The sequence below is a fragment of the Gloeocapsa sp. DLM2.Bin57 genome, assembly GCA_007693955.1.
In the GTDB taxonomy this organism is placed as follows: Bacteria; Cyanobacteriota; Cyanobacteriia; order Cyanobacteriales; family Gloeocapsaceae; genus Gloeocapsa.
Genome location: RECR01000075.1, coordinates 27,801 through 49,675, shown reverse-complemented (window position 1 = coordinate 49,675; position 21,875 = coordinate 27,801). Strand labels below are relative to the sequence as shown.

Annotated in this window: 18 protein-coding genes and 2 pseudogenes; 7 read left to right on the top strand and 13 right to left on the bottom strand. The window is 40.1% G+C overall.

The window, feature by feature from the left end; genetic code table 11:
- The first annotated feature begins 77 nt into the window (after positions 1 to 77).
- From EA365_09750 to EA365_09740, 3 genes are all read left to right on the top strand, one after another.
- Positions 78 to 557 (top strand): SRPBCC family protein, encoded by a 480-nt coding sequence (locus EA365_09750; protein ID TVQ44670.1) that lies wholly within the window; start codon positions 78 to 80, stop codon positions 555 to 557.
- Between the two features lie 65 nt (positions 558 to 622).
- Positions 623 to 2,089 (top strand): glycogen synthase GlgA, encoded by a 1,467-nt coding sequence (glgA, locus tag EA365_09745; GenBank protein ID TVQ44669.1) that lies wholly within the window; start codon positions 623 to 625, stop codon positions 2,087 to 2,089.
- 35 nt (positions 2,090 to 2,124) lie between these two features.
- Complete coding sequence (locus tag EA365_09740; GenBank protein TVQ44668.1) at positions 2,125 to 2,427, top strand: 30S ribosomal protein S14; 303 nt, start codon at positions 2,125 to 2,127, stop codon at positions 2,425 to 2,427.
- Between the two features lie 143 nt (positions 2,428 to 2,570).
- Here EA365_09740 and EA365_09735 read toward each other — a convergent pair whose 3' ends face one another.
- A complete protein-coding gene (locus EA365_09735; GenBank protein TVQ44667.1) occupies positions 2,571 to 3,368 on the bottom strand; it encodes a hypothetical protein in 798 nt (265 codons plus the stop codon).
- A gap of 127 nt (positions 3,369 to 3,495) precedes the next feature.
- Here EA365_09735 and EA365_09730 point away from each other — a divergent pair.
- A pseudogene (locus tag EA365_09730) lies at positions 3,496 to 3,637 on the top strand (chemotaxis protein CheW).
- Positions 3,638 to 3,639: 2 nt separating this feature from the next.
- Here EA365_09730 and EA365_09725 read toward each other — a convergent pair.
- Together EA365_09725 and EA365_09720 are read right to left on the bottom strand one after the other, a co-directional pair.
- A complete protein-coding gene (locus EA365_09725) occupies positions 3,640 to 4,176 on the bottom strand; it encodes a DoxX family protein (protein ID TVQ44666.1) in 537 nt (178 codons plus the stop codon).
- A gap of 1,927 nt (positions 4,177 to 6,103) precedes the next feature.
- Positions 6,104 to 6,235, bottom strand: a pseudogene (locus EA365_09720) (ATPase).
- Between the two features lie 196 nt (positions 6,236 to 6,431).
- On the opposite strand from EA365_09720, the gene EA365_09715 reads away from it, so the two are divergent.
- Positions 6,432 to 6,611 carry a hypothetical protein gene (locus EA365_09715; protein ID TVQ44665.1) on the top strand — a complete coding sequence of 60 codons (180 nt, stop codon included), beginning with the start codon at positions 6,432 to 6,434 and terminating at the stop codon, positions 6,609 to 6,611.
- Between the two features lie 144 nt (positions 6,612 to 6,755).
- On the opposite strand, the gene EA365_09710 is transcribed toward EA365_09715, so the two are convergent.
- The 10 genes from EA365_09710 to EA365_09665 all read right to left on the bottom strand — a co-directional run bounded on the left by EA365_09710 (position 6,756) and on the right by EA365_09665 (position 17,615).
- Positions 6,756 to 7,328, bottom strand: coding sequence for a type II secretion system protein (locus tag EA365_09710; protein TVQ44664.1), 573 nt, complete (start codon positions 7,326 to 7,328; stop codon positions 6,756 to 6,758).
- A 2-nt stretch (positions 7,329 to 7,330) separates the two neighbouring features.
- Positions 7,331 to 8,338 (bottom strand): hypothetical protein, encoded by a 1,008-nt coding sequence (locus EA365_09705; protein TVQ44663.1) that lies wholly within the window; start codon positions 8,336 to 8,338, stop codon positions 7,331 to 7,333.
- 1 nt (position 8,339) lies between these two features.
- A complete protein-coding gene (locus EA365_09700) occupies positions 8,340 to 9,053 on the bottom strand; it encodes a type II secretion system protein (protein ID TVQ44662.1) in 714 nt (237 codons plus the stop codon).
- A gap of 21 nt (positions 9,054 to 9,074) precedes the next feature.
- Positions 9,075 to 13,631: a hypothetical protein gene (locus EA365_09695; protein TVQ44661.1), complete on the bottom strand. Its 4,557-nt coding sequence runs from the start codon at positions 13,629 to 13,631 to the stop codon at positions 9,075 to 9,077.
- A complete protein-coding gene (locus EA365_09690; GenBank protein ID TVQ44660.1) occupies positions 13,618 to 13,821 on the bottom strand; it encodes a hypothetical protein in 204 nt (67 codons plus the stop codon). Before EA365_09690 ends, EA365_09695 begins: the two co-directional genes overlap by 14 nt.
- A gap of 299 nt (positions 13,822 to 14,120) precedes the next feature.
- Entirely contained in the window at positions 14,121 to 14,594 is a 474-nt protein-coding gene (locus tag EA365_09685) for a Tol biopolymer transporter periplasmic protein (GenBank protein TVQ44680.1), read from the bottom strand.
- Between the two features lie 33 nt (positions 14,595 to 14,627).
- Positions 14,628 to 15,182 (bottom strand): biopolymer transporter Tol, encoded by a 555-nt coding sequence (locus tag EA365_09680; GenBank protein TVQ44679.1) that lies wholly within the window; start codon positions 15,180 to 15,182, stop codon positions 14,628 to 14,630.
- Complete coding sequence (locus EA365_09675; GenBank protein ID TVQ44659.1) at positions 15,151 to 15,936, bottom strand: hypothetical protein; 786 nt, start codon at positions 15,934 to 15,936, stop codon at positions 15,151 to 15,153. Before EA365_09675 ends, EA365_09680 begins: the two co-directional genes overlap by 32 nt.
- Positions 15,937 to 16,230: 294 nt before the next feature.
- Entirely contained in the window at positions 16,231 to 16,350 is a 120-nt protein-coding gene (locus EA365_09670; protein ID TVQ44658.1) for a Photosystem II reaction center X protein, read from the bottom strand.
- A 62-nt stretch (positions 16,351 to 16,412) separates the two neighbouring features.
- Positions 16,413 to 17,615: a murein transglycosylase gene (locus tag EA365_09665; protein TVQ44657.1), complete on the bottom strand. Its 1,203-nt coding sequence runs from the start codon at positions 17,613 to 17,615 to the stop codon at positions 16,413 to 16,415.
- A 51-nt stretch (positions 17,616 to 17,666) separates the two neighbouring features.
- On the opposite strand from EA365_09665, the gene EA365_09660 reads away from it, so the two are divergent.
- Both EA365_09660 and EA365_09655 read left to right on the top strand, forming a co-directional pair.
- Positions 17,667 to 19,985 (top strand): glycogen-debranching protein, encoded by a 2,319-nt coding sequence (locus EA365_09660; protein ID TVQ44656.1) that lies wholly within the window; start codon positions 17,667 to 17,669, stop codon positions 19,983 to 19,985.
- Positions 19,986 to 21,875: a S9 family peptidase gene (locus EA365_09655; GenBank protein ID TVQ44655.1), complete on the top strand. Its 1,890-nt coding sequence runs from the start codon at positions 19,986 to 19,988 to the stop codon at positions 21,873 to 21,875. It begins immediately after the preceding gene.

Here is a 21,875-nt window from a genome sequence, read left to right as displayed (position 1 = left end):
TCACTATTGAGGTTAAGTTTAATAAACAGTGTTAGAATGATCCAATTGCCTAACCATTCTTATCACAGAGGCAGAACGTGATTCTTAATTTTTCCTTAAAACTTAGTACTGCTAGAGGCAAATTGTTTTGTACATTTTCTTTGTTCAAAACCTACCGAGTAGTAAGTACTGCACCAGTAGATCTACTTTGGCAAAAATTAATCAATATCGCCGATGTTTCTTGGCATCCTTTATTTTCTAAAACTAATCTCCCTCAAGGATTAATCGCCAAACCAGGTTTAATCTACCAAGTAGTGACTCGTTTAACGCCTATCCCAATACAAATGTTCGTCGAAAATGTTCGCCCAAGAGAATTATTAGCGATTAGAATTTTGGCTATTCCAGGTATGGAACAGAGAATTACCTATCAAGTAGAATCTACTGTATGTGGAACTTATATCTCTTATTCAGTAACCTTGCGAGGTTGGTTATCACCCCTATTATGGTGGTGGATACGTCCTTACTCAGCTAGAGTAGCTGCTGAATTAGCTAACGCGGTAGAAAGATTAGTTTATTGATAATAAACCCTGATTGTCTGATACATTGTAGAGTACCTCAGCAAAAAACACACAACCTAAAAAAAATGCGTATTTTATTTGTATCAGCAGAAGCAGCACCCATCGCTAAAGTTGGCGGAATGGGAGATGTTGTGGGAGCTTTACCTAATGTCTTAAAAAAACTCGGTTATGATGTCAGAATCATCATGCCTTACTATGGCTTTTTACCCGATAAGATGGAAACTCCCCAAGATCCCATCTGGTCGGGTTCTGCTATGTTTGAAAACTTCTCTGTCTATGAAACTGTTCTCCCTGGTACTGATGTTCCTCTCTATTTGTTTGGACATCCCGCTTTTTGGTCTCGTCGTATCTATGGGGGAGAAGATGAGTTTTGGCGTTTTACCCTCTTTTCTAATGGCGTAGCTGAATTTGCTTGGAATTACTGGAAACCACAGATTATTCACTGTCATGATTGGCATACAGGTATGATTCCTGTCTGGATGCACCAATCAGCGGATATCGGTACAGTGTTTACTATTCATAATCTAGCTTATCAAGGTCCTTGGCGTTGGTATCTAGACAAAATTACCTGGTGTCCTTGGTATATGCAGGGACATAATGTGATGGCAGCAGCTGTACAATACGCCGATCGCGTTAATACCGTCTCTCCTACTTATGCTAGACAAATTCAAACCCCCACCTATGGTGAAGAGTTAGAAGGTTTACTATCTTTTATTAGTGGTAAACTCAGTGGGATTCTCAATGGTATTGATACCGATAGTTATAATCCGGCTACTGATAAATATATTCAGCAAAACTTTACTGTTGATACCCTCGAAAAACGTATAGTAAATAAAGTTAAATTACAAGAAGAAGTTGGTCTAGAAGTGAACCGCAAGGTCTTCCTAGTAAGTATGGTAACAAGATTAGTAGAACAAAAGGGTATTGATTTAGTTCTGCAAATTCTCGATCGCTTCATGGCTTATACTGATGTACAACTGGTTGTTTTGGGCACGGGAGAACGTTACTATGAAACCCAATTCTGGGAATTAGCTTCCCGTTTCTCAGGTAGAATAGCTGTACAACTACTCTATAATGATGCCCTATCTCGTCGCATTTATGCAGGATCAGACGCTTTCTTAATGCCCTCTCGTTTTGAACCCTGTGGTATCAGTCAATTACTAGCTATGCGCTATGGCTGTGTACCTATTGTTCGTAATACTGGAGGTTTAGTAGATACGGTTTCTTTCCACGATCCAGTTAATAATTCTGGTACGGGTTTTTCCTTCGATCGCTATGAACCCTTGGACTTATATACTTGTTTAATCAGAGCTTGGGAAAGTTATCGTTATAAAGATAAATGGGAAGATCTGCAAAAGCGTGGAATGCAGGAAGACTTTAGTTGGTATAAATCAACCGCAGAATATCTCAAAGTCTATAAACAGATTCTAGGTTTACCAACGGAACTTACCCCTGAAGAAGCAACTAAATTAGACTTGTTATCCCAAGGAAAACCTCTGAGTGAACTTAAAACTAACAAGAAAATAAGCTAAGATAGAGAATGCTGTCTAAATAAAAAAGGAAAAATATGGCAAAAAAATCAATGATCGCTAGAGAGAAAAAACGTCGTCGTCTAGTGGAAAAATACGAAGCAAAAAGAACGGAATTAAAAGAACAATTTCGTGCTGCTGAATCTATAGGCGAAAAAATCGAAATTCACCGTCAAATCCAACAATTACCCCGTAATAGCGCTCCTAATAGAGTGCGTAACCGTTGTTGGGTAACAGGAAAACCTAGAGGTTATTACCGTGATTTCGGTTTATGTCGCAACGTCTTGAGAGAGTGGGCCCATGAAGGTTTACTCCCTGGTGTTGTTAAGTCAAGTTGGTAAACAGTTTTTAAGCGCCCTCAAGAGTTCGGAATTCGGGGTTCGGAGACTTAATGAGGAAAGGAGTTAGGTATTAGGTGTTAGGTGCTATTATTACTATATACCATATTCTATAAGTGCCTTTTGCCTTTTGCCTAACCTCACCTTTATCGTAAGTATTTACCCGAACTTGATCTAACTTTACGTAACTGTAAGACATAGCGATATAAAGCTACAGGGCGATTAAAAGCTTTAAAATAATCAGGATCTTGACTTGATAAATAAATAGCCGTGACTTGATCTCCTGTGATGTTTCCAGGCTCGATCAATTGATAAGCGGTGGTTGTTTCTACTTCATTAAGATAGATTAGAGATTGACTACGGAAAATTTGTTGAGCTATTTCTGTGGCAATAAATCTATTATTGCTTAAATTCTCGGTTTGACGTCCTGTCACTTTAGTAATTAGTTGACTTTGATTGGGTAAAAAGGTAATCTGTTCATTAGGGTTTTGAGGATTAACTTTTACCTTGGTGACGGTATCTTTACCTAAATAAGCTTGGGCAATATTTAAACCATTAAAAGCGCGATCGGGAATGATTGGTAATTCTTGAGGAATCGTAGTAGGAACAATACCTTGATTGAGATTAGGTAGATAATCGGGTTTAAATTTCACTAGGAATCGAATCGGTTGATTGAGATAACGTTCGTTGTCTGTAAAACCTGGAGTAACAATCTCTGGTGCTAGAGGGGCTACCTGTTGGGTTAGGGTAGAGGTAACCTCCCAAATACCCTCCATCCACTCAGGATAGACTAACTCACCCTGTGGAGTTGCTACGCTAGGTTTATTTTCCCAAAAGGGAAAGGATTCTAACCGTTGGTCTAATTCTCCTGCTATAACTGGAGTAATTAATAAGTTTAAAATTAACAAGATGATTAAGCAAAGGGGTGCATCCCAGTTAAGCATAAATATAAAATACTTATTTAGTTTACTATTAGCATAGCGATTAGACTGCGCCGATGTCCTTCCTCTTCCCTGCTAAAACCTAATCAATGTACCAATTATACACATTCCTAGCTAAAAGACCAGTGCCGAATCCTATAGAAAAGCTGATACTGAATCCAACCCTGGAAATAGCAACCCACGTCACTATTATTACCCAGGGTACCGAAAAGTTAACGGTATTTTTGCTTGATGCTGATCAGCTAGTACCTCCGGTACAAACTGTAACTTGAGCTTAACTTCTGATGGTTTCTTCAGTTCGATAAGCTTTTTCTATCTGCATCACTTGTTTAGCTTTGCGAGATAACGCTGTACTATCTAACCAATTCACGATTAAAGCGTCGGTAGAAAATAATCCCGCACCGTTGAGGGTTAAGAAGAAGAAGCAAGCGGCGTAAATCGCTGATAATTCTAAGTAGGGAATACTTAAACCCGCTACTAGAATATGGTGATACATGGCTACTGCCATAGTTGATAATAGGGCAAAAGCGGCAGGACGAGTAAATAAACCGATCGCTACTAAGGGAGCGCCGATCAATTCGGTAAAAGCCGCTACATAACTAAAGAAGATGGGAAAGGGTAACCCGATATAGGCTACGTAAGCTTCAGCAAAACTCTCAATGTTGTTGAGTTTATCTAAGCCGTTGTGGATCATCATGATACCCACGACCACTCTTAAAGCTGCCCAGGCTATTTGCGAGGCAAGATTGGGATTGACATTGGGTTTGAGTACCAGATTGATCAGTTGGGGTAAGGAGCGATTGTTGATCATGGCTATAGGGAAATTGTTAAGAAGAATTGTTTTTATTAACATTACTTAACATTATATAACAATTCTTTAATCTTTGAGGAAAATGGGAAAACTCTTGACTCTTCAGTGAACTAGAGGGTTTAACCTAGAGGTAGAGAGTGGAGGGATCGCTGATGAAACAAGAACATCTCAAGATCAAAGATATGAGTTGTGCCGGTTGTGCTAAGTGGGTTGGCTTAATTAAAATAGAGCGATGCGCTAGATTATGCTTAACTCGGATGCACCCCAAACAAATTTTCAGATCATGTTCATTTAATTAGTTATAATAAACTTTTCTCTTCATACCTTCTTCTTTCCCTTTTGCCTCTTGCCTTATCTCATTTTTATCGTAAGTATTGATCCGAACTTGATATCATATACTATTTTCTATCATAAAATTTTGTTGAGCTTCCTTACGAGCAGATTCGCTCATTTCATACCATAATTCATTAAAAGAAATAATGTTATTGGGGTTATCTAGGTAGTTTTGATATTCCCGTGTTGCTATTTGTATGTGTTTTCTATAATCTGGGTCTTGATGTTTATCAAATCCATATAATAAAATTGCTGTTTGAGATGGGGTAAATCGATATAAGATTCTTATAGCTTCACGAGGATTAGTAATAGGTCTAAGTTCTCTCATACTCAGGGAACTACCTCTAATATCACTACTATATGGGTAACTTAATTGGAGACTTTTGACTTCTAAATGATTAATATATGTAGCTATTTTTATTTGTTTTTTTTCGGGTATAGTCTGCCAATAAGTATAAAAATTTTGAGTACAAATTACTGTCCATTCAACATCTTGTTGTTCTTCAATCTCTGGAGTTGGTTTTAAGTAGCGGAGTTGTAAATTTAGTTGTCCAACAATATCTTTAAATTTATTAATTTCTTGTAATAAAGATTCATTTTCTTCTCGCAGTTGGTCTAAATTTTTTAGATCTTCATCATAACTTTTAATAATTTGTTGCCATTCATCAACATTAAGCCTCTCATTTTCTAATTTTCTGATTCTGTTTTCTTGTTCTGTTAACTTTTGGTGTAAAGTATTAATTTCTTGTTCAAGAGAATAATTTTCTGATTCTTTTTCTCTGAGTAAATGTTGCGTACTTTCTCTTTCTGTTTCTAAACTAAATAAACTATTTTTTGTGGCTTCTAAATTATTAGCTAAACTAGATAATAGATGTTCTTTATTTACTAGTAAAAGCTGTGTTTCTTGGATTTTAACTTCTAATTCTTGTTGTTCCCGACTTTTGGCGCGGGAATCCTGGTGAATAATAGTTAATTGCTGTTGATATTTTTCTAAAGATGTTTTAGTTTGCTCAACAAGATCATAAGTTTGATTCAGTTCTCTTTCTTTATGGTTAACTTCTGTTTGCAGGGTTAAAATTTGATTATTAAGAGATTGAATATCAGCTGTTAAACTACCTAAATATTGTGTTAATTTTTGCTTCTCTTGGTTTAATTGTTCATTATGATGCTGAATATTATTAATATCTGCTTCTAGTTGTATTTTTTGAAACACAGCAATTGTTTCGATGCGTTTAATTTCCCGTTCAACAAAGTACCAACTAATCAAGCTAGATCCCAAACAAAGAAACCAAAAAATTGTATAGGGATGCAACCAGCCACTTATTCTAATTCGTACTACAGTAAGTAACCAACTTTGTAACCCATTAAAGACACTTGGTGGATTCGGACGAATATAATATACCCTACCAATTATTTGACCTGGATTCAGATTATTTGTCTGTTCAATATTATGGGAATAAGGTTGTGAGTAATAGTTTTCAGTTTTAGTAGGTGGTGGATCTAATAATAAATCAAAGGGATATTGACTCAAATCATCTTCTCTAAAGTTTTCTCCCCATCCTTTATCCATACCGCTACGGTGGAGGATCGCTTCTTGAGCACAGTCGTCAAGTCTTTGTTGACAGTCTGTAACTACCATACCGATAAAGCCATAGTTGCTATTGAGTAATCTATCTATTTCTTCAGTATCTTGATTAAGTAGGAGTAATGATAATTTACTAGGTATAGTATTAGCAAGAATGTTAAGTTGAGTTGTTTGTACAGCCTTGATTGTACCGTACCAATAACGATAGTGACTAAAGACTGATAACCCTAAAGCTAACAATGAACCACTACCTAGAAAAAGAATAAATCTTAATGCTTGAGAACGTGGTAGTATTTTGATGGTTGTCTGCATCAATTAAGAATAGAAATCAACAAAAATGGGCTTAAAAATAGCTACTACGGCGATTATTTGGGGTTTTGGGACAGGAATGTTAGCTATTACCATTCCCATAATCTCAATGACTGACAGTGGGATTATTTTACCCCTAGCTGTAATTATTGGAAGTACAGTGAGTACTGTAGTTGTCTGGATTCCTTGGCAAGATCCCTCTAAGTAATCGGACAAAATTAAGGTTAACTGTGAAGGTAGGCAAGAGGTAAGAGTAATAATAACATCCTAATACCTAATACCTAACTCGTTTTTAGCTTTTTCTTTTCCATTTAGTTACTTTTATGTATATCCAGGTAATCAATAAGGAACATTAACGACAATTATCGTCCTTTTCCACACGCATTGCACCAATAACAGTTTCAATAACCGTACAGCGTCTAGCAACATCACTGCGATCAACTCTATTAGAAAGTTGCAGAGTAATTTGAGCACGATTAAAACTAGGATCTTGTATTCTCCTATCTGGATCTAGGAAATGTCCATTATGGTCAAAACGCAGAAACCAGAAATAATCTCCTATATCTGGATCAAACATGTAATTTGTCTCCCACCAATCAATAGTATTAGCTTGATCTATTTGAATGTCGGGATCAATTTGATGCCAACGAACTACTTGATCTAAAGGGGTATCCTTATGGTGTCTCGCCCACTCTACATAGCCACTAGTTTGTCTAAAACTAATTTGCCAAGTTTCTTTACGGCGAGCAGCTTCAGCTTGAGTAGAGCGAATAGCGTTATATATTTCGCGATTAGCGGTATTGAGTCGTTGACGATAAACAAAAGAAGTCATGTTGGGAATACTTACCGCCAAACTGATGGAGGCAAAAGTTACAATAACAAGTACTTCAATAAGAGAGAAACCAGTATTTTTATTATTGTTCATAATTATCTACCAAACTTATCGATAACTCCTCTAAGAGTTACTTGGGCTTGTAAATTAGGGATATGTTCTACGGTTTTAGTTAAACGGTCTCTACCTTCAGCGTTAGCGCGTAGATAGACGATGATATCTTGATTTACCCCTAATCTACCTTCAGTGATTCTAACGCAAGCAAAAAAGCTATTATGAGTGTCTGCCTCTTCAGGAACACGAGCGTAATTAGTAGGACAAGTTAAGGGTTCAGGTGGCAAATTGGGGTTACTATCGCTTCTAAATTCGCTGCGATTAGGAATATCGATAAAATCCACTAACACCATTGGTTGAGGTTGTGGAGGTGTGGTATTTGCTAGAGGATCAGGTCGTTGAGCTTGTCGATTTACCCCATCTTTGTCATAGGGCCAAATGAAGAAGTTATTATAAATAGCGGGATCAACAAAGCCACGAGAAATGGTTAATTGTTGAGGTTTAGTATATTTAGATAAAGCATAACGAACGATACGAGACTTACCGAGCCATTTATCGCTTGGTTCAGTGGTTTGGAGATAAACTACCAGAGTGTAAGCGTTTCTTTTTGTCAGTAACAATCTACATTCTTCTTGGACAAGTGCGCTAAAAAATCCATTGGCGGGGTTACAAGCATTTGGTAAATCTGTAACTGGTTCAGTTTTCCAAAAAGCGAGAATAGGTTGAGCTGAATCACCTAAACCAGGGATAGCGCTAAAATCGGGCAGAGCTGCGATGAGTGTGTCACTTATTTCCTCATAGACAAATACAGCCTCTCTCAAGTCTTCTGTGATGTAATCAAGGGCGATTTGTGCATCTTTTTCCGTAGCTAGAAAAGCCGCTTGTTGTTTATCAGACTCAATAAACTGGTTCATCATGCCGATCAAAGCCGAAGTAATCATACCAGCCATAACCAAGCTCAGCATTTTTTCTACTATAGAAAAACCCGATTTCTTGACTAATCCTAATTGACGGAATAATAGTAACCAAAAAAGCTGCTTGTTGTTCACTTTAATCACCTATAAATTCATGATATCTTTCCAAAGATCCAATTAAATCACCCCGAGAGAAATCAGCGTAAATTACTGCTAGGGGAAACTGACGCTGTCGAGCTGAGATATTAGAACCATCACGGTTAACCACGGTTCTTTCACCTGCGCCTCTAGTGAGATAAAGGGGAGCAGATTCTGTTCGTAAAGAGCCTAGATCTGCTTCGGCGACCTTTGAATAGACTCTGATACCCATACGAAAGACCACTACTTGATTATCTTGTTGTACTCCCGTAGTTCTAAAGGTTTGGATAAAGTACTCTTGGGAATCATCCACCCACCAAGCTTGGTTATAGCTATAGGGTGTACAAGTCTCTTCAGGAATAGCACAGGGGGGAGCAGGAAGAATGGCATTAGGTGCTCCTGCTGTGGAGATTTGACTAGGGGTAGTAATTGCTGCGCCCCCGCCGCTAGCTACAGGAGGTAGCATATTATTGAGATAATCTCCACTATCCACGATTAGCCGAATACGTTCTAATTCTTTCTGAGCCAGAGTTACCGCGGTTTGAGCCCGTCGGGTTTGAATGCGGGTTGCCATGGCTAGAATCAGAGGAGGAGTAGTAACAACTGCCATCAAAGAGATGATCACAATGGCTACTAGACTCTCCATCAAAGACATACCAGAGTCGCTCTGTTTTTTGATCAGGATTTTTAGGTAGATTAAGGGCAGCATCATTTTTACTCACTATGTAGGGGTTTATTCCCAAGGAAAATCACGACAGTTGGTGGTATCGGGGTCAATGTTGGCACTAGCACCATCGGGTAAACTAGCTTTACGTAAGAGACAGATATAGGGGTCATCTACAGGAGGTTCACGGTAAAACTCACTACGGGTGGAACTCGGGGAAATAAAGCGACTAGCTACAGGTCCAGCCGGGGAGTATTGTAAGCCCACGTCATAACCCCAGCGTCGAGTAGGAGCACCGTAATAGTTAATCGGCTCGGCAGACTGTGCACCTTGTCCAGGTTCCCAGCTATCTTGGTCAAAAGGACCTGTTGCATAGGTACTGAAGTTGAGTTGAATCAGCGCACCAGAAATAAATAGATTGCGACCATTCCAGTTTTCAATAAAACGAGGGAAGTTGTGTAATCCACCGTAGGATTGTTGGGCGCGAGAGGGAATTAAACCGCTAACCACGGTGACGTTAACTCGGTTGTTGTTTGCCGCGTCAATTCTGTCTTTACCATTGGTGAAAGCTTGATAGGTACGGTTAATGTTACTAGCTAGTAAATTACCAGTTAGCTCGCTAAAACCGAGAGGACGGCGATCGCGTTCTCGACCATACTGTTGTTCTTGGAAGTTATGGCGACGACAGTATTGGAATTGAGTGTTATTAGTGGTAACATCGTCAAAACGGTTATTAGTAACGTTAGCTGGATCTACGCAGTATAGGGGATAGCCATTACGGGAGATTTTAATGGGAATGGCGTTATTTTGAGCGTCGGAGACCGAGCCATCTTCTCTGACCCAACGGCGATCGCCTGGGTCATTAGGAGCGTTGAGAGTACGATAGGAAGACCTGTTACTTACGTTATTGCGATCAATCCCTTCGGCTATACTACCATTGATGAAGTTATTAGAGAGTATGGTAATCCCGTCAGAGATGATTTCTGCAGGACGCCAAGTATCACCTGCTCTAGCAAATTGGTCGTTTAGAGTAGTACGGCTATAGAAGTTAGTCCAGTCATTATTTAAGAGCTGGGTAAATTCCTGGATCTCTTGACCCGCTGTATTGCGATGGTCGTTAAAAACATTATTGTCTGCTGATATATACACAGGATTATCACTGATAAAGGATAAACCTTTAAATTGGAATCGTCCTGGTGGTTCAGGAACACGGACTAGGCTGCCACCTGTGCGCAATCTGAAGCCATGAGCACGGCGATCGGGGTCAGCGTGAAAATCAACAGGTTTGGGACTAATCCCGTTGGTATCGTTAACGGGTGGGTCGTGAGGGTTATCAGTAACTGCATCCATGCGACAGCTGGTACTAGTAATTTCTGAAGCGCGATCGCAGTTATTGAAATTAACACCACCACGGGTAGGACGAGCGATGGCGTCTTCCCGTACGGCGTCTTCTCGGAAGCCATAGACAATCCCGCTGAAGGGTAGCCAGTTTTCTCGACCATTAAACAGAGTATTCCTTCTGAGTAAGTCTAGGTCTATATCCAGGCTGCGTACCGACATCATTTCTCTACCGTTGAACATTCCTTTATCTTGGAAGGCGATGGCTACATTCGTTCCGTCATCGTTGATAAAGTTCACGCGATCGGTGGTGGTAGTGGTATTAGGTACAACCCAGTCGGTTCTATTTCTAGGGGTTAAAACTAAATCCCCGGGGTTAACTGCTTGATAATTAATCAGCTTATTAACCTCCAGAATATAGGCATCCCCGATATATTCTTCTGTGTTTGGTTGTAGCCCGCCACCGTCATGGTTATGAGTAGCGGTGGGGAAGAGATAATATAAAGCGGGGTATTTAATTCCTGGTGTACTAATTATCTGTTGTCCTGTTTCAGGTACTGTAGAAATTAAATTTTCACCATTAACCAAAGCTCTAGTTCGGTCAGTATCCATCGCCGTTCGGTTGGTTTCAGGAGGGGCGATGATTCTGTTGGGGAGAGTAATAATTCTTCTAGGAGATAAAGCGCGAGCGAGGGTTCTAACTTGATTTCGTTCAGTCCAAGTACTACTGGGATCTAAACCGAAGTAACCGTTATCTGCAGGGTTAAAGGTCACCCAACGAGTTGGAGAAGTGTTAGAAGACCAGTTAATAATGTCATTTCCTGCAGTTTGTATACCAGAGACGTAAGGTCGGAAACCAAAACGGCGATCGCGCGTTACTTGTTCCTTCAGGTAAATCGCTCTCACTGTGGGTACAAGGTTACGATTATTCAGTGTATTTCCTGAAACTGTGACAGTTGAAGCTTGGAAAGCAGCGATATAGTCTTCTGGGGTAGCGTTAGCTTGTTTTTCTGGTAAGGTGTCTCCTGGCAGGTTATCATTAATATAATCAGTAATCGAACTATGGTTTAAGGATCTGATTACTTGTTGAATCCTGTCAGCGTTATTGGCATTGGTATAATCATAACTCAAGATATTATCGAGGTTATAAGCCAACATCCCCAGGGTACAAGCTGCTGTTTGCAGAGTCGTTTGATCAGCGATACTTAAGGAGTTATAATCTGTACCACCATCGAGTTGAGCCATAACCCGACGTAGATTAGAAAAGTCTCCCCACATGGTTAAGGTTGGATAGGGGTGTACCACTGGACCTATGGATACTGCGTCGTTAGTGTTATTACTATCATCACTATCTTGAACTGGTGGGAAGGCTCCAAAGGGATCTCCTGAGAAGTTGCCGAGATTGCGCAGAGCGTTGCGTAAAGGTGTTCCATTAGCGATCGCTGTTCGGAAGTTAGCGTTAGTAGTTTGGTTACCAGGAGTATTAAATTCCCAACCACTCGTCCCTACACCTTCGAGGAAATTGGTATCAACGTTATTATTATGAGCTACTCTTCCAAAAGTATAGCTATTACCGATCGTCCCCCCTGTTTCTAGTCCCAGAGTGTTATTGTAACCCGTGCGAGTGCCTGGATGAGCTGTGGTTGCTAAACAAGCTAGTGGGAAATTAGCTGCTATAGGACTTAATTGTTGGTTAGTTTGGCGATCGTTGTGATAGACTACGGTAGCTTGCACTGCGGCTAGATTATCTCGCAGAGTTTTCCACTGTTTTTGTTCGTGACAACGAGTTCCTGTATCTGGACAATAACCTCCTTGGGGTGGATAGAGAGGATCTTGGTTACCATCCCAACCGTTGGCATTGCCTAACTCTAATCTTTGTCCTACTATGACGGTTAAACCTTCGCCACGTGAGCGTTTTTCCCAGTAACCATCTAAACCGTTTGACTCAGGATCAAGGGTGTTAATTTCGGTTAAAAGATTGGCATTGGTATCACTAGGGTTAATGGGTGTTCCAATAGGAGCATTTAAGCCAATTAATTGACTATATCTAGGTTTGGGTCCGTAGCGATCGTCTGAGCGGTAGGTATCATCTACGTAGGGGGGTTGAGCTGAGCGGTTAAAAATTCTACCATCTCTAACTAAGCGACTATTTTTCCAGTTGGGATCTCGGTTACCTCCGTTTGTTTCATCATTACCTCTAGCTACGTTATCATTGGTGGTAAATAAAACCACTGGGTCGAGAGATATATCTATCGGAGGTGGAGGGCTACTGCGTACTGAATCGATATGATTGTTTCCCCCTGTGCTATCGTTAACAGTAACGGTGACTTCTGGTCCATTTGCCCCGTGTATATCAGCTCTAAAAGAACCTGTATAACTATTAAACTTCAGAGAGCCTCTGATTATTTGTCCCAAAAAGGGAGGGGTGATCTCGTCTAGGTTACCACCAACGGTTATTTCTGAGTTCGGTCTCGCGTAGAGACAGGAGTTAGGCGCACTGATCAAGTAGGCTTCAAAGTTGTTACTGTCCCCGATAATTAAATTACCTTCGGTATGAATCGCACCATTCCACCTAAAGCCTGGACCTGGGAAGATTTCTAAGTCATTACGAAACCAGGCGCCCCATTTATTCCCCTTATCTGCTTGTCGATCCTGCTGCATTTCTAGGGTAGAGACACTGCGCTGTGTACCTCTATCTTCTACTACTACTACGTAGGTTTGAAAGGCTCGACGCACCGTCGCACCTGTAATTACTTCCCATCCGTCTTGATTGTTAATGGGGTTAATACAGGTAACTTGACTAACTTGGGTCATGTTGATGGGGCCATTACGCACTAACAGGTTACTAGCTTTATTGTAATCTGGAGCTTGTATATCGCTGACACCTAGTCCTAGGTTAATGTTTTCTGATTGAACCCGGTGTAAGAGCATATAGGCTACCGTCGCCGTTCCTTCGTCTGTATCTACGGTAAAAACCCAAGCGTTATCAAACCTGCCATCTCCATCTAGATCTAGCCTTTCTTCATCAGGAAAAGTATAGGGATCTTGAATTCCTGGTGCTGCTGGATCTAAATCTATGGATTGAAACTCTGGGTCATCGTCAGATGTATTACGTAAAATATCTTCAATTCTGCCGTCTCCTGGTAACCCTCGGGGCCAACGAGGATCGACGTTAAACATATATTCTATCTTAGCTTTACTGCGGTCGATCGCCACGGTAGCTGTGTTATAAACTACTTGTTCATTGCGTTTACCTGCTACTTCTGTGGTGCGGTTAATCGATTGCATTAACGTCGCCCCTACTACCAAGGAGAAAACCACTAACAATACCGACACCATCGGTAAGAGAAACCCCGAGCGGGAGAAGCGTCTCTGGGTGAATAACCAGAATTGTCCTCGCTTTTGCCATTGTCGTTTGACATTTCTCTGGATTTGTGTTAAGAGTATTTCTATTACTCGCCAAGCAATTAATCCCCATCTCACCCAAATTGGGCGTGATCTATGTTTGCTTAACTCTTTCTTTAGCCACTTTTGTGCGCTATTGAGGAGTTTGAGCAACTGCTGTTGCACTTTGTTAAGCAAATCTTTGATTATCGCCTTGGCTGGTTTTCGCCTTGACATATCTTTTCTCCGACAGAACTCAATAAAACTTGAAGATGATCAGCCTCTACCTTCTTTCATAACAATTTTAAGTCCTATTAACAATAGGAAATCTACTGACTTTCAACATAACTTAATAATTTTTTGTCAAAAATACTGAAGAAGGGAGGACTCAAATTAAATTGGATTACCCTGACGATCGCATAAATAGATATCCCATTGCCCATTAGTGCCTATTTCAAAAGCGATGACTTCGCCGTTGGCGCTAATGGTGGGGTTGCGGACTTCTCCTGGGATTTGACTAGAGAGATTGCGTCTTTGTTGAGTATCGCGATCGTATAAATAAATATTAACTCTTCCCTGAACACTAGCGCTATAAACTAGATAACGTCCATCTTCTGAGATAGAGGGATCTGAGGCTATTTCGTTGAGAGCGTTTAAACCAGGTAAATTGACTAAACTCCGGCTTCTGATGTCGTAGAGATAGATATCTTGAGAGCCATTGCGATCGGAAGCGAAAACAATGTATTTAGCTGTAATTTGTGGAGTTAATTCAGAACGAGTGCTATTGAGCGATCGCCCGCTAGCATCAAAGGGAAAATTCAGATAGCGGGGATATGTAGCGCAACTAGTTAGACAGACACTGCACAAGAGGAAAAAAGCCAAACGAACCCTAGTCAACATTTAAGAAGAAGGAATGGGGATACCATCAGGTAGATCTAATTCAACAAAAGGACCGCGATCGAGTACTTCTAAATCCCATTGACCCCTACGTGAGGTTTCAAAGACGATATAACGACCATCAGGACTAATATGAGGGTTACGTATCCAATTACGATAACCTCTAGTCAATAATTCTGATTTTCCTGTAGCTCGATCGTAGAGTATTAAATCAGGACGTCCTTGGATACTAGAGATATAAATTATATAACGTCCTGTATAACTTAAACTGGGAGACTCGGCGATCGCTTCACCGAAGTTAAGACCAGGTAGATTAATCAGGCTTTGGCGTTCTATACTATACACATATATTCTCTTGGGACCATCACGATTAGAGACGAAAGCCACTAATTTTCCATCACCACTTAAAGCTGGATCTTGGTCGTGATAACGACTATTGAGAGTTGGTACAGTTGAATCCAAATTAACTGAGTTACAACCTGTGAACAGAGACAGAGAGACTAGAGCAATCGCACTAAAGAAATATTTAGTAATCGAAATTAGTCGGTGGTTGGGAATCAGGTTTCCTACCTCTATCTCTTGGTTCTTCGTTTTTAGGTACTCCTGGAGAATCGATTGGTTGATAATCGACGTAATCACTAGGAGTAGGTTCGGTATAATCCGAGTAGTAGTCATATTCTGCATTACCACGAGCAGAAGATTTTTTTCTTGTCCGTGGGGGTGTTTCTGTTTCAGGTGGTCGGCGAGTACGAGATGACCTACTTTTACGAGTTGGGGGAACATCTCTGGTGGAATCTTCCCAGGCGTCGTAATAGGGTTCTGAAGACTCTTGTCTAGTACTGCGCGTTGTGCGACGAGTCGTAGATTCTGGAGGGCGACGAGTTCTGGTTTTACGAGCAGGAGGCTCTACATAACCTCGTAAGCGAGGACTTTCTTCTCTTTCATCCTCTTCGTAACCTTCTAATTGTTCTAATTCAGCGCGATAAACACGACTACTGACGGGACGATCTTCGTCAACTATGGGAGAATTGCGACGGGCTTGTTCTGTGGTACTTCCTCTCAATCGTAGTGCTTCAATAGCAAAAAAAATCGTTGACCCAATCAAGAGAAATTGACTAAATTGTAGAATTGGGTCTAAACGCCAGCCATGAAACAGAAGAATCAAACCACAGAGTAACCCAACCGCGGCAAAAAAGATATCGTGATCTCTAGACAATTCTGGTCGAATGGTGCGGACAAAATACAGAGCACCACCCGCTACAGCCAGAAAAATACCTAAAAGATTAGCGGAGTTAAATCCAAAATTTACCATTACTGCTTCCCGTATTCTACATATCCGTGACATACTCCTACACCAAATCAAAGATTATGATGTAGGCTTCTTACCTTTTCTCGTAGTGGGAGCGTCTCGCTCCCTTGAAGAGAATTGGTCGTTTTTGAGTGAGGCGATGCCCATCCCCACTTTTTTGGTTCAACCAGCATTTTAAGCTTTGTTGAATTCTTTTATTATACCTTTAAAAAAGAGCGATCCATCTCACACTTATCTTAGAAAGTAAAGTGTGAGGCTTCTCGCGGTTAAGCTAACAATATATTAAGACAAGTCAAATTAACTACGTGTAACCTTATCTTTCTGACTGATGAAGATTAGACCAACTGTAGCAGGAATAACCACTATGAGTGCACCAGCTAAGAGACTATAAAAAAAGTTTGCTAAAGAAGGAGTCATGATCTTTTAATCCTTGATTGTTGATTTCTCTTTACAATTTTTACATATTTTTGAGATTAAGGTTACTCTTCTTTGAGTAAAAGATAATAGAGAGTACCAGGTTCACTCATTCTCCCTGCTCTTTCTCCCGCTTCAGGACCTGTTCCCATAAAAACATCTACCCTTCCTGGACCTGTTATCGCTCCTCCTGTATCCTGATCTAAAACATATCGGGTTACGCGGTGATGAGACCAGTTACCATCTGAGTCACGTTCAGGTATATGAGTATGAATCAAAGCTAAAGCACCAGGTGGCATGAGTGTTTTATCTGTAGCGATAGAACGTTCAGCAGTGACTGGTACATTTATACTACCTACAGGAAGTGAGCCTTTAGTATTTTTAAAGAAGATAAAACGATTATTGCGGGCTATATATTCATTCATAGCATCAGGAGAGTTACGAAAATAATCAATCATTACAGGTAAACTTAATTCATCTACCCTAAAGCGACCATCTTTGACTAATTCTCTGCCGAGACTAATATAGGGGTACTCTGTGCGACCTGCATAACCTATAGTCATGATTGAACCATCAGCTAATTCTAGTCTAGCTGAACCCTGAACCTGAACCAGATAAGCTTCGAGGCGATCGCGCAACCAGACTATCTCTGTTCCTGCGAGAGGACTTTGTCTCCCTAATAAACCATCTTTACCCTCTAATTCTACTCTGGTGGGGTGAGGTTGTCGCCATTGGGAGAAATCTTGGGGTAAACCATAGAGAGGGTAGGGATACTCAGGAGTGGGAACAAGACTCCCTTGATAAATTGGCTCAAAATAACCCGTAAATAACATCCCTCCTTGATTATCTCTACCTATAGCTTGATAAAAAGCAAATTCTCTCTCTACAGCTATTTGTAACTCTTCGGGATTATCGATTTGTAATAATAATTCCTGAAAGCGTAATAGAGAATTGCGCACTCTTTCTAGGGTTATTTCTTCGATAGGGTAATCTTGATAAACTTGTGCTGCGGTAGGAGTAGCTAGATATTTTAAACTATGGTCAATAGCTGTAAGTAAAGCTTGGCGATCGCTTAACAACTGTTCGTCTATCCCGAGAGACAGGGGTTGAATCTCTACTAATTGTAAAGGAGGTCTAGAATCTATGGTGTTATTATTGGTTAAGATACTAGCTAAATCATGATATCTATTTTCTGTTTGTGACCATACCCAACTAGGATAAACTGATAACAAGCCGATTAAACCCAATAAACTGATTTTGTGCTTCACTGTTGTTAACTAAAAAATAACTTATTTTCGCTACAATTAATCAATCTTAATATGAATAAAGCTCAAATTGGCTATCAACATCCTCTAGAGGGAGAATATGCACCGATTGAGGAGTTTAAGTGGCAAAAAGCCACTTACCCCCTAGGAGCACATTATTTGGGCGATGATGTGACTTTTGCAGTTTACTCGAAAAACGCCACCAGAATTTTACTAGAAATTTACCAGAAAGCTACAGGAGAAGAAGCCAAATACGACTATTGGTTACACAAAAACCCTGTTGATAACATATGGCGTGCTCATATTAAGGGAATACCTCCTGGGACTTTTTATGCTTTTCGTTGCTGGGGACCAAATTGGCAATATGATCCTAATTGGCGTAGGGGTAATAGTAATATTGGCTTTGAACAAGACGTAGATAGTCAAGGAAATCGCTTTAACCCTAACAAAGTACTCTATGATCCTTATACTAGGGAAATCTCCCACGATCGCAAAGCTTCAGCAATGTACGCCACAGGAGGGTTAATTTACAATGGGGTTATCTCTAGAGAGTACGATACGGGGAAATGGTCACCTAAAGGGGTTATTTTAGCACCTGAGCACAGTTCTACAGGCAAAAGACCCTATTTACCACCAGAAAAAGCGGCTATCTATGAAACTCATCTCAAAGGCTTAACTATGCACCCTTCGGCGAGTAATCTAGAAACCATTTTAAAAGGTATTCCAGGTTATGAAGAGGTAGTTAATGTACCAGTAGAAAAAAGGGGAACTTATGCTGGTGCAGCTTATCTGGCTAAATATCTCAAAGCTTTGGGCTTAACTACTATTGAATTTTTACCCGTACAAGAAACTCCAGCTGAGGGAAATTATTGGGGTTATATGACTTTTGGTTATTTTGCTCCTGTGCGGCGTTATGCTTATGATCAATCTCCTGGTGGACCAACTAGAGAGTTTAAAGAAATGGTCAAAGCTTTTCACGAAGAAGGAATAGAAGTTTATTTAGATGTTGTCTATAACCATACGGGAGAAGGGGGTAATTGGGGACATTTAGATATCACGGGTTTTGCTAGTTTTGGTGGTTTTGATGCGGTCGAATATTATCAACAAACTAACGAATATTATCTAGTAGATGGTGCGACAGGTTGTGGTAATCAGCTTAATTTTTCTTCTCAAATAACTAGAAATCTAGTGATTGATTCTCTCACCTATTGGCTGACAGAAATGGGTGTAGATGGTTTTCGCTTCGATTTAGCTACGGTATTGGGGAGAACTCCTAATGCTTTTGAAAGGGAAAATTGGCAAGAACAGAAACGCTTTTTTCAACAACACCCCCTACTGTTAGATATTAAAGAATTAGGAGACAAATATCAAGCAGAAATGATCGCTGAAGCTTGGGATATTTGGGGTTATGAAGTGGGTAATTTTCCTTCAGGTTGGGGAGAATGGAATGGTAATTATCGCGATACAGTGCGCAAGTTTTGTCGGGGTGATGGGAATACCCTAGATTTTATTGACACCCTCAACGGTGATTATCGTCTATTTAATGATAATGGTGGGCCGCAACGTTCCATTGATTTTATCGTAGCTCATGATGGTTTTACTCTGATGGATGTGGTTAGTTATAACCAGAAAAATAACCAATTATCCTACCCTTTTGGTCCTTCAGATGGAGGTTGTGATCAGAATTATTCCTCGGATTGTGATGGCGATCGCTCTCTACGCAGACAAAGGTTACGCAATTTTTGGACGCTGTTATTTTTCTCTCGGGGTGTACCAATGGTGGTGTGGGGTGATGAATTCGGGAGAACTCAAAATGGTAATAATAATCCCTATAATATTGATTCTGTCGCTACCTGGAATAATTATAATATGATTAATACTAATCAACCTAATTCTGTAGCTACAGGATTTGATGGTATTGGTTATCACGATAATTTCGGTACTGCTAATAGTAGTAAAGATTGTAACCCTTTATTTCGTTTTGTTACCTATGTCGCTAATCTACGTAAACAACACGTAGGTTTAAAACAGCATCAGTATGGGGATATGTTGTTAGATTTTGGTAAGGATGTATCTTATATATTCACTAAATGTGATGGAGTAAGTTCCTTAAATAATGGCGATCGCTGTTTGATTTTGCGTATCGATGGTAGCGAAGTAGGAGACCATGATTTTCTACTATTAATCAATATGTTTTCTGAAGCAATTAATTTTACTGTTCCTTATACTCAGGGTCAATGGCGTTGTATCATAGATACAGCAGCTTGGGCTGAGTCTGAATATAACTATTGGTCTTTAGCACAAGCTCAAGTAATCTCGATGAATTATTGGGTACAAGGTTTCTCGGTGGTAGTGTTAGAGGAAATATTGTAAATGACAAAAATAGCTCCATTTGGTTCTTGGCAATCTCCGATTACCTCTGATTTAATAGTAGCAGGTACAATCGGACTAGTAGCTATAGCAATTGATGATCAAGATATCTATTGGATAGAAGCGCGTCCCCAAGAACAAGGACGTAATGTTATAATTAGATATGATCAGCATCGCCAGATATATACTATTACACCTTCTCCTTATAATGTCCGTACCAGGGTACATGAATATGGGGGAGGTGCTTTTACTGTTAAGAATGGGGTGGTTTTTTTCGTTAATTTTAGCGATCAACGTATCTATCAACAATCAATCGATAGCAACCCTATACCCCTAACTCCAGAATCTACTCAAAGTTACGCGGATTTAATCCTTGATAGTCAAAGAAATCGCTTAATCTGTGTCTGTGAAGATAATCACACTCTAGGAGTTGAACCAGAAAATAGCATCGTTAGTATTGATTTAAACTCAGGTAAGATAACTACTCTAGTCACAGGAGATGATTTTTACGCAGCACCTAGATTAAGTCCTGATGGTAGTCAACTAGTTTGGTTAAGTTGGAATCATCCTAACCTACCTTGGGACCATACTATCTTATGGCGAGCTACTGTTAATGCTGATGGTAGTTTAACAGATATTACTAAAATAGCAGGAGAATCTGCTGAGTCTATCTGTCAACCTGAATGGTCACCTGATGGTGTACTCTATTTCGTGAGCGATCGCTCTAATTGGTGGAATCTCTATCGTGTTAATCCTGGTGGAGAGGTTGAGTGTGTTTGGGAAATGGACGCAGAATTTGCTTATCCCCATTGGATTTTTGCCATTTCTCTTTATGGTTTTGCTAGTGAAAGGGATATAATTACCGCTTATACTCAAGAGGGACGTTGGTATCTAGCTCATTTGGATACCCAAACTAAGGAATTTACTACCCTAGATATCCCCTATACCAATATAGACTCAGTGAAAGTCCAAGGAGAGAGAGTAATTCTGTTGGCTGCTTCTTTTAGTGAACCTAGCGCTATTATTGAGTTAGATTGGCGTCAACTAACGACTAAGACTATTCGTAAATCTACAGAGTTAACCCTTGACTCGGCTTATATTTCTCTACCTGAAGCGATATCTTTCCCTACTACTGACGGATTAACCGCTTATGGTTGGTATTATCCCCCTCAAAACCCTAATTATCAAGCTCCGGAAAATTCCCTACCACCTCTAATCGTTAAAAGTCATGGTGGTCCTACTGCACCTGCGGGAGCGAGTTTGAGTTTAAAATTACAATATTGGACTAGTCGTGGTTTTGCGGTACTTGATGTTAACTATGGTGGTAGTACTGGATTCGGGAGAGACTATCGTCAACGTTTATTAGGAAATTGGGGTATAGTTGATGTAGATGACTGTGTCAATGGTGCTAAATATCTGGTACAACAGCAAAAGGCTGATAGTCAACGTCTCGCTATCACTGGAGGAAGTGCGGGAGGATATACAACTTTAGCTGCTTTGACTTTTCGGGATACTTTTCAAGCAGGAGCAAGTTATTATGGTGTCAGTGATTTAGAAGCTTTAGCCCAAGATACCCATAAGTTTGAATCTCGCTATCTCGATGGTTTGATTGGACCATACCCAGAAACAAAAGCTATTTATCAACAGCGATCGCCCATTAACTTTGTAGAAAAACTCAATTGTCCTGTAATTTTCCTTCAGGGTTTAGAAGATAAAGTTGTTCCCCCTAATCAAGCTGAAAAAATGGTTAAAGCGTTAGAAGCTAAAGGAATACCCGTGACTTATATTACTTTTCCCGATGAACAACATGGGTTTCGCAAAGCCGAAAATATCAAAACAGCTTTAGAAAGTGAGTTAGCTTTTTATCTTAAGGTTTTTAATTTAGGTATCTAG

Coding starts and splice junctions, on each gene's coding strand:
- EA365_09735 (TVQ44667.1), bottom strand. CDS start 3,368: ATGCTTAACTGGGATGCACCCCTTTGCTTAATCATCTTGTTAATTTTA.
- EA365_09675 (TVQ44659.1), bottom strand. CDS start 15,936: ATGGTAAATTTTGGATTTAACTCCGCTAATCTTTTAGGTATTTTTCTG.
- EA365_09700 (TVQ44662.1), bottom strand. CDS start 9,053: ATGATGCTGCCCTTAATCTACCTAAAAATCCTGATCAAAAAACAGAGC.
- EA365_09660 (TVQ44656.1), top strand. CDS start 17,667: ATGAATAAAGCTCAAATTGGCTATCAACATCCTCTAGAGGGAGAATAT.
- EA365_09670 (TVQ44658.1), bottom strand. CDS start 16,350: ATGACTCCTTCTTTAGCAAACTTTTTTTATAGTCTCTTAGCTGGTGCA.
- EA365_09725 (TVQ44666.1), bottom strand. CDS start 4,176: ATGATCAACAATCGCTCCTTACCCCAACTGATCAATCTGGTACTCAAA.
- glgA (TVQ44669.1), top strand. CDS start 623: ATGCGTATTTTATTTGTATCAGCAGAAGCAGCACCCATCGCTAAAGTT.
- EA365_09690 (TVQ44660.1), bottom strand. CDS start 13,821: ATGGGGATTAATTGCTTGGCGAGTAATAGAAATACTCTTAACACAAAT.
- EA365_09715 (TVQ44665.1), top strand. CDS start 6,432: ATGGGCTTAAAAATAGCTACTACGGCGATTATTTGGGGTTTTGGGACA.
- EA365_09740 (TVQ44668.1), top strand. CDS start 2,125: ATGGCAAAAAAATCAATGATCGCTAGAGAGAAAAAACGTCGTCGTCTA.
- EA365_09695 (TVQ44661.1), bottom strand. CDS start 13,631: ATGCAATCGATTAACCGCACCACAGAAGTAGCAGGTAAACGCAATGAA.
- EA365_09655 (TVQ44655.1), top strand. CDS start 19,986: ATGACAAAAATAGCTCCATTTGGTTCTTGGCAATCTCCGATTACCTCT.
- EA365_09710 (TVQ44664.1), bottom strand. CDS start 7,328: ATGAACAATAATAAAAATACTGGTTTCTCTCTTATTGAAGTACTTGTT.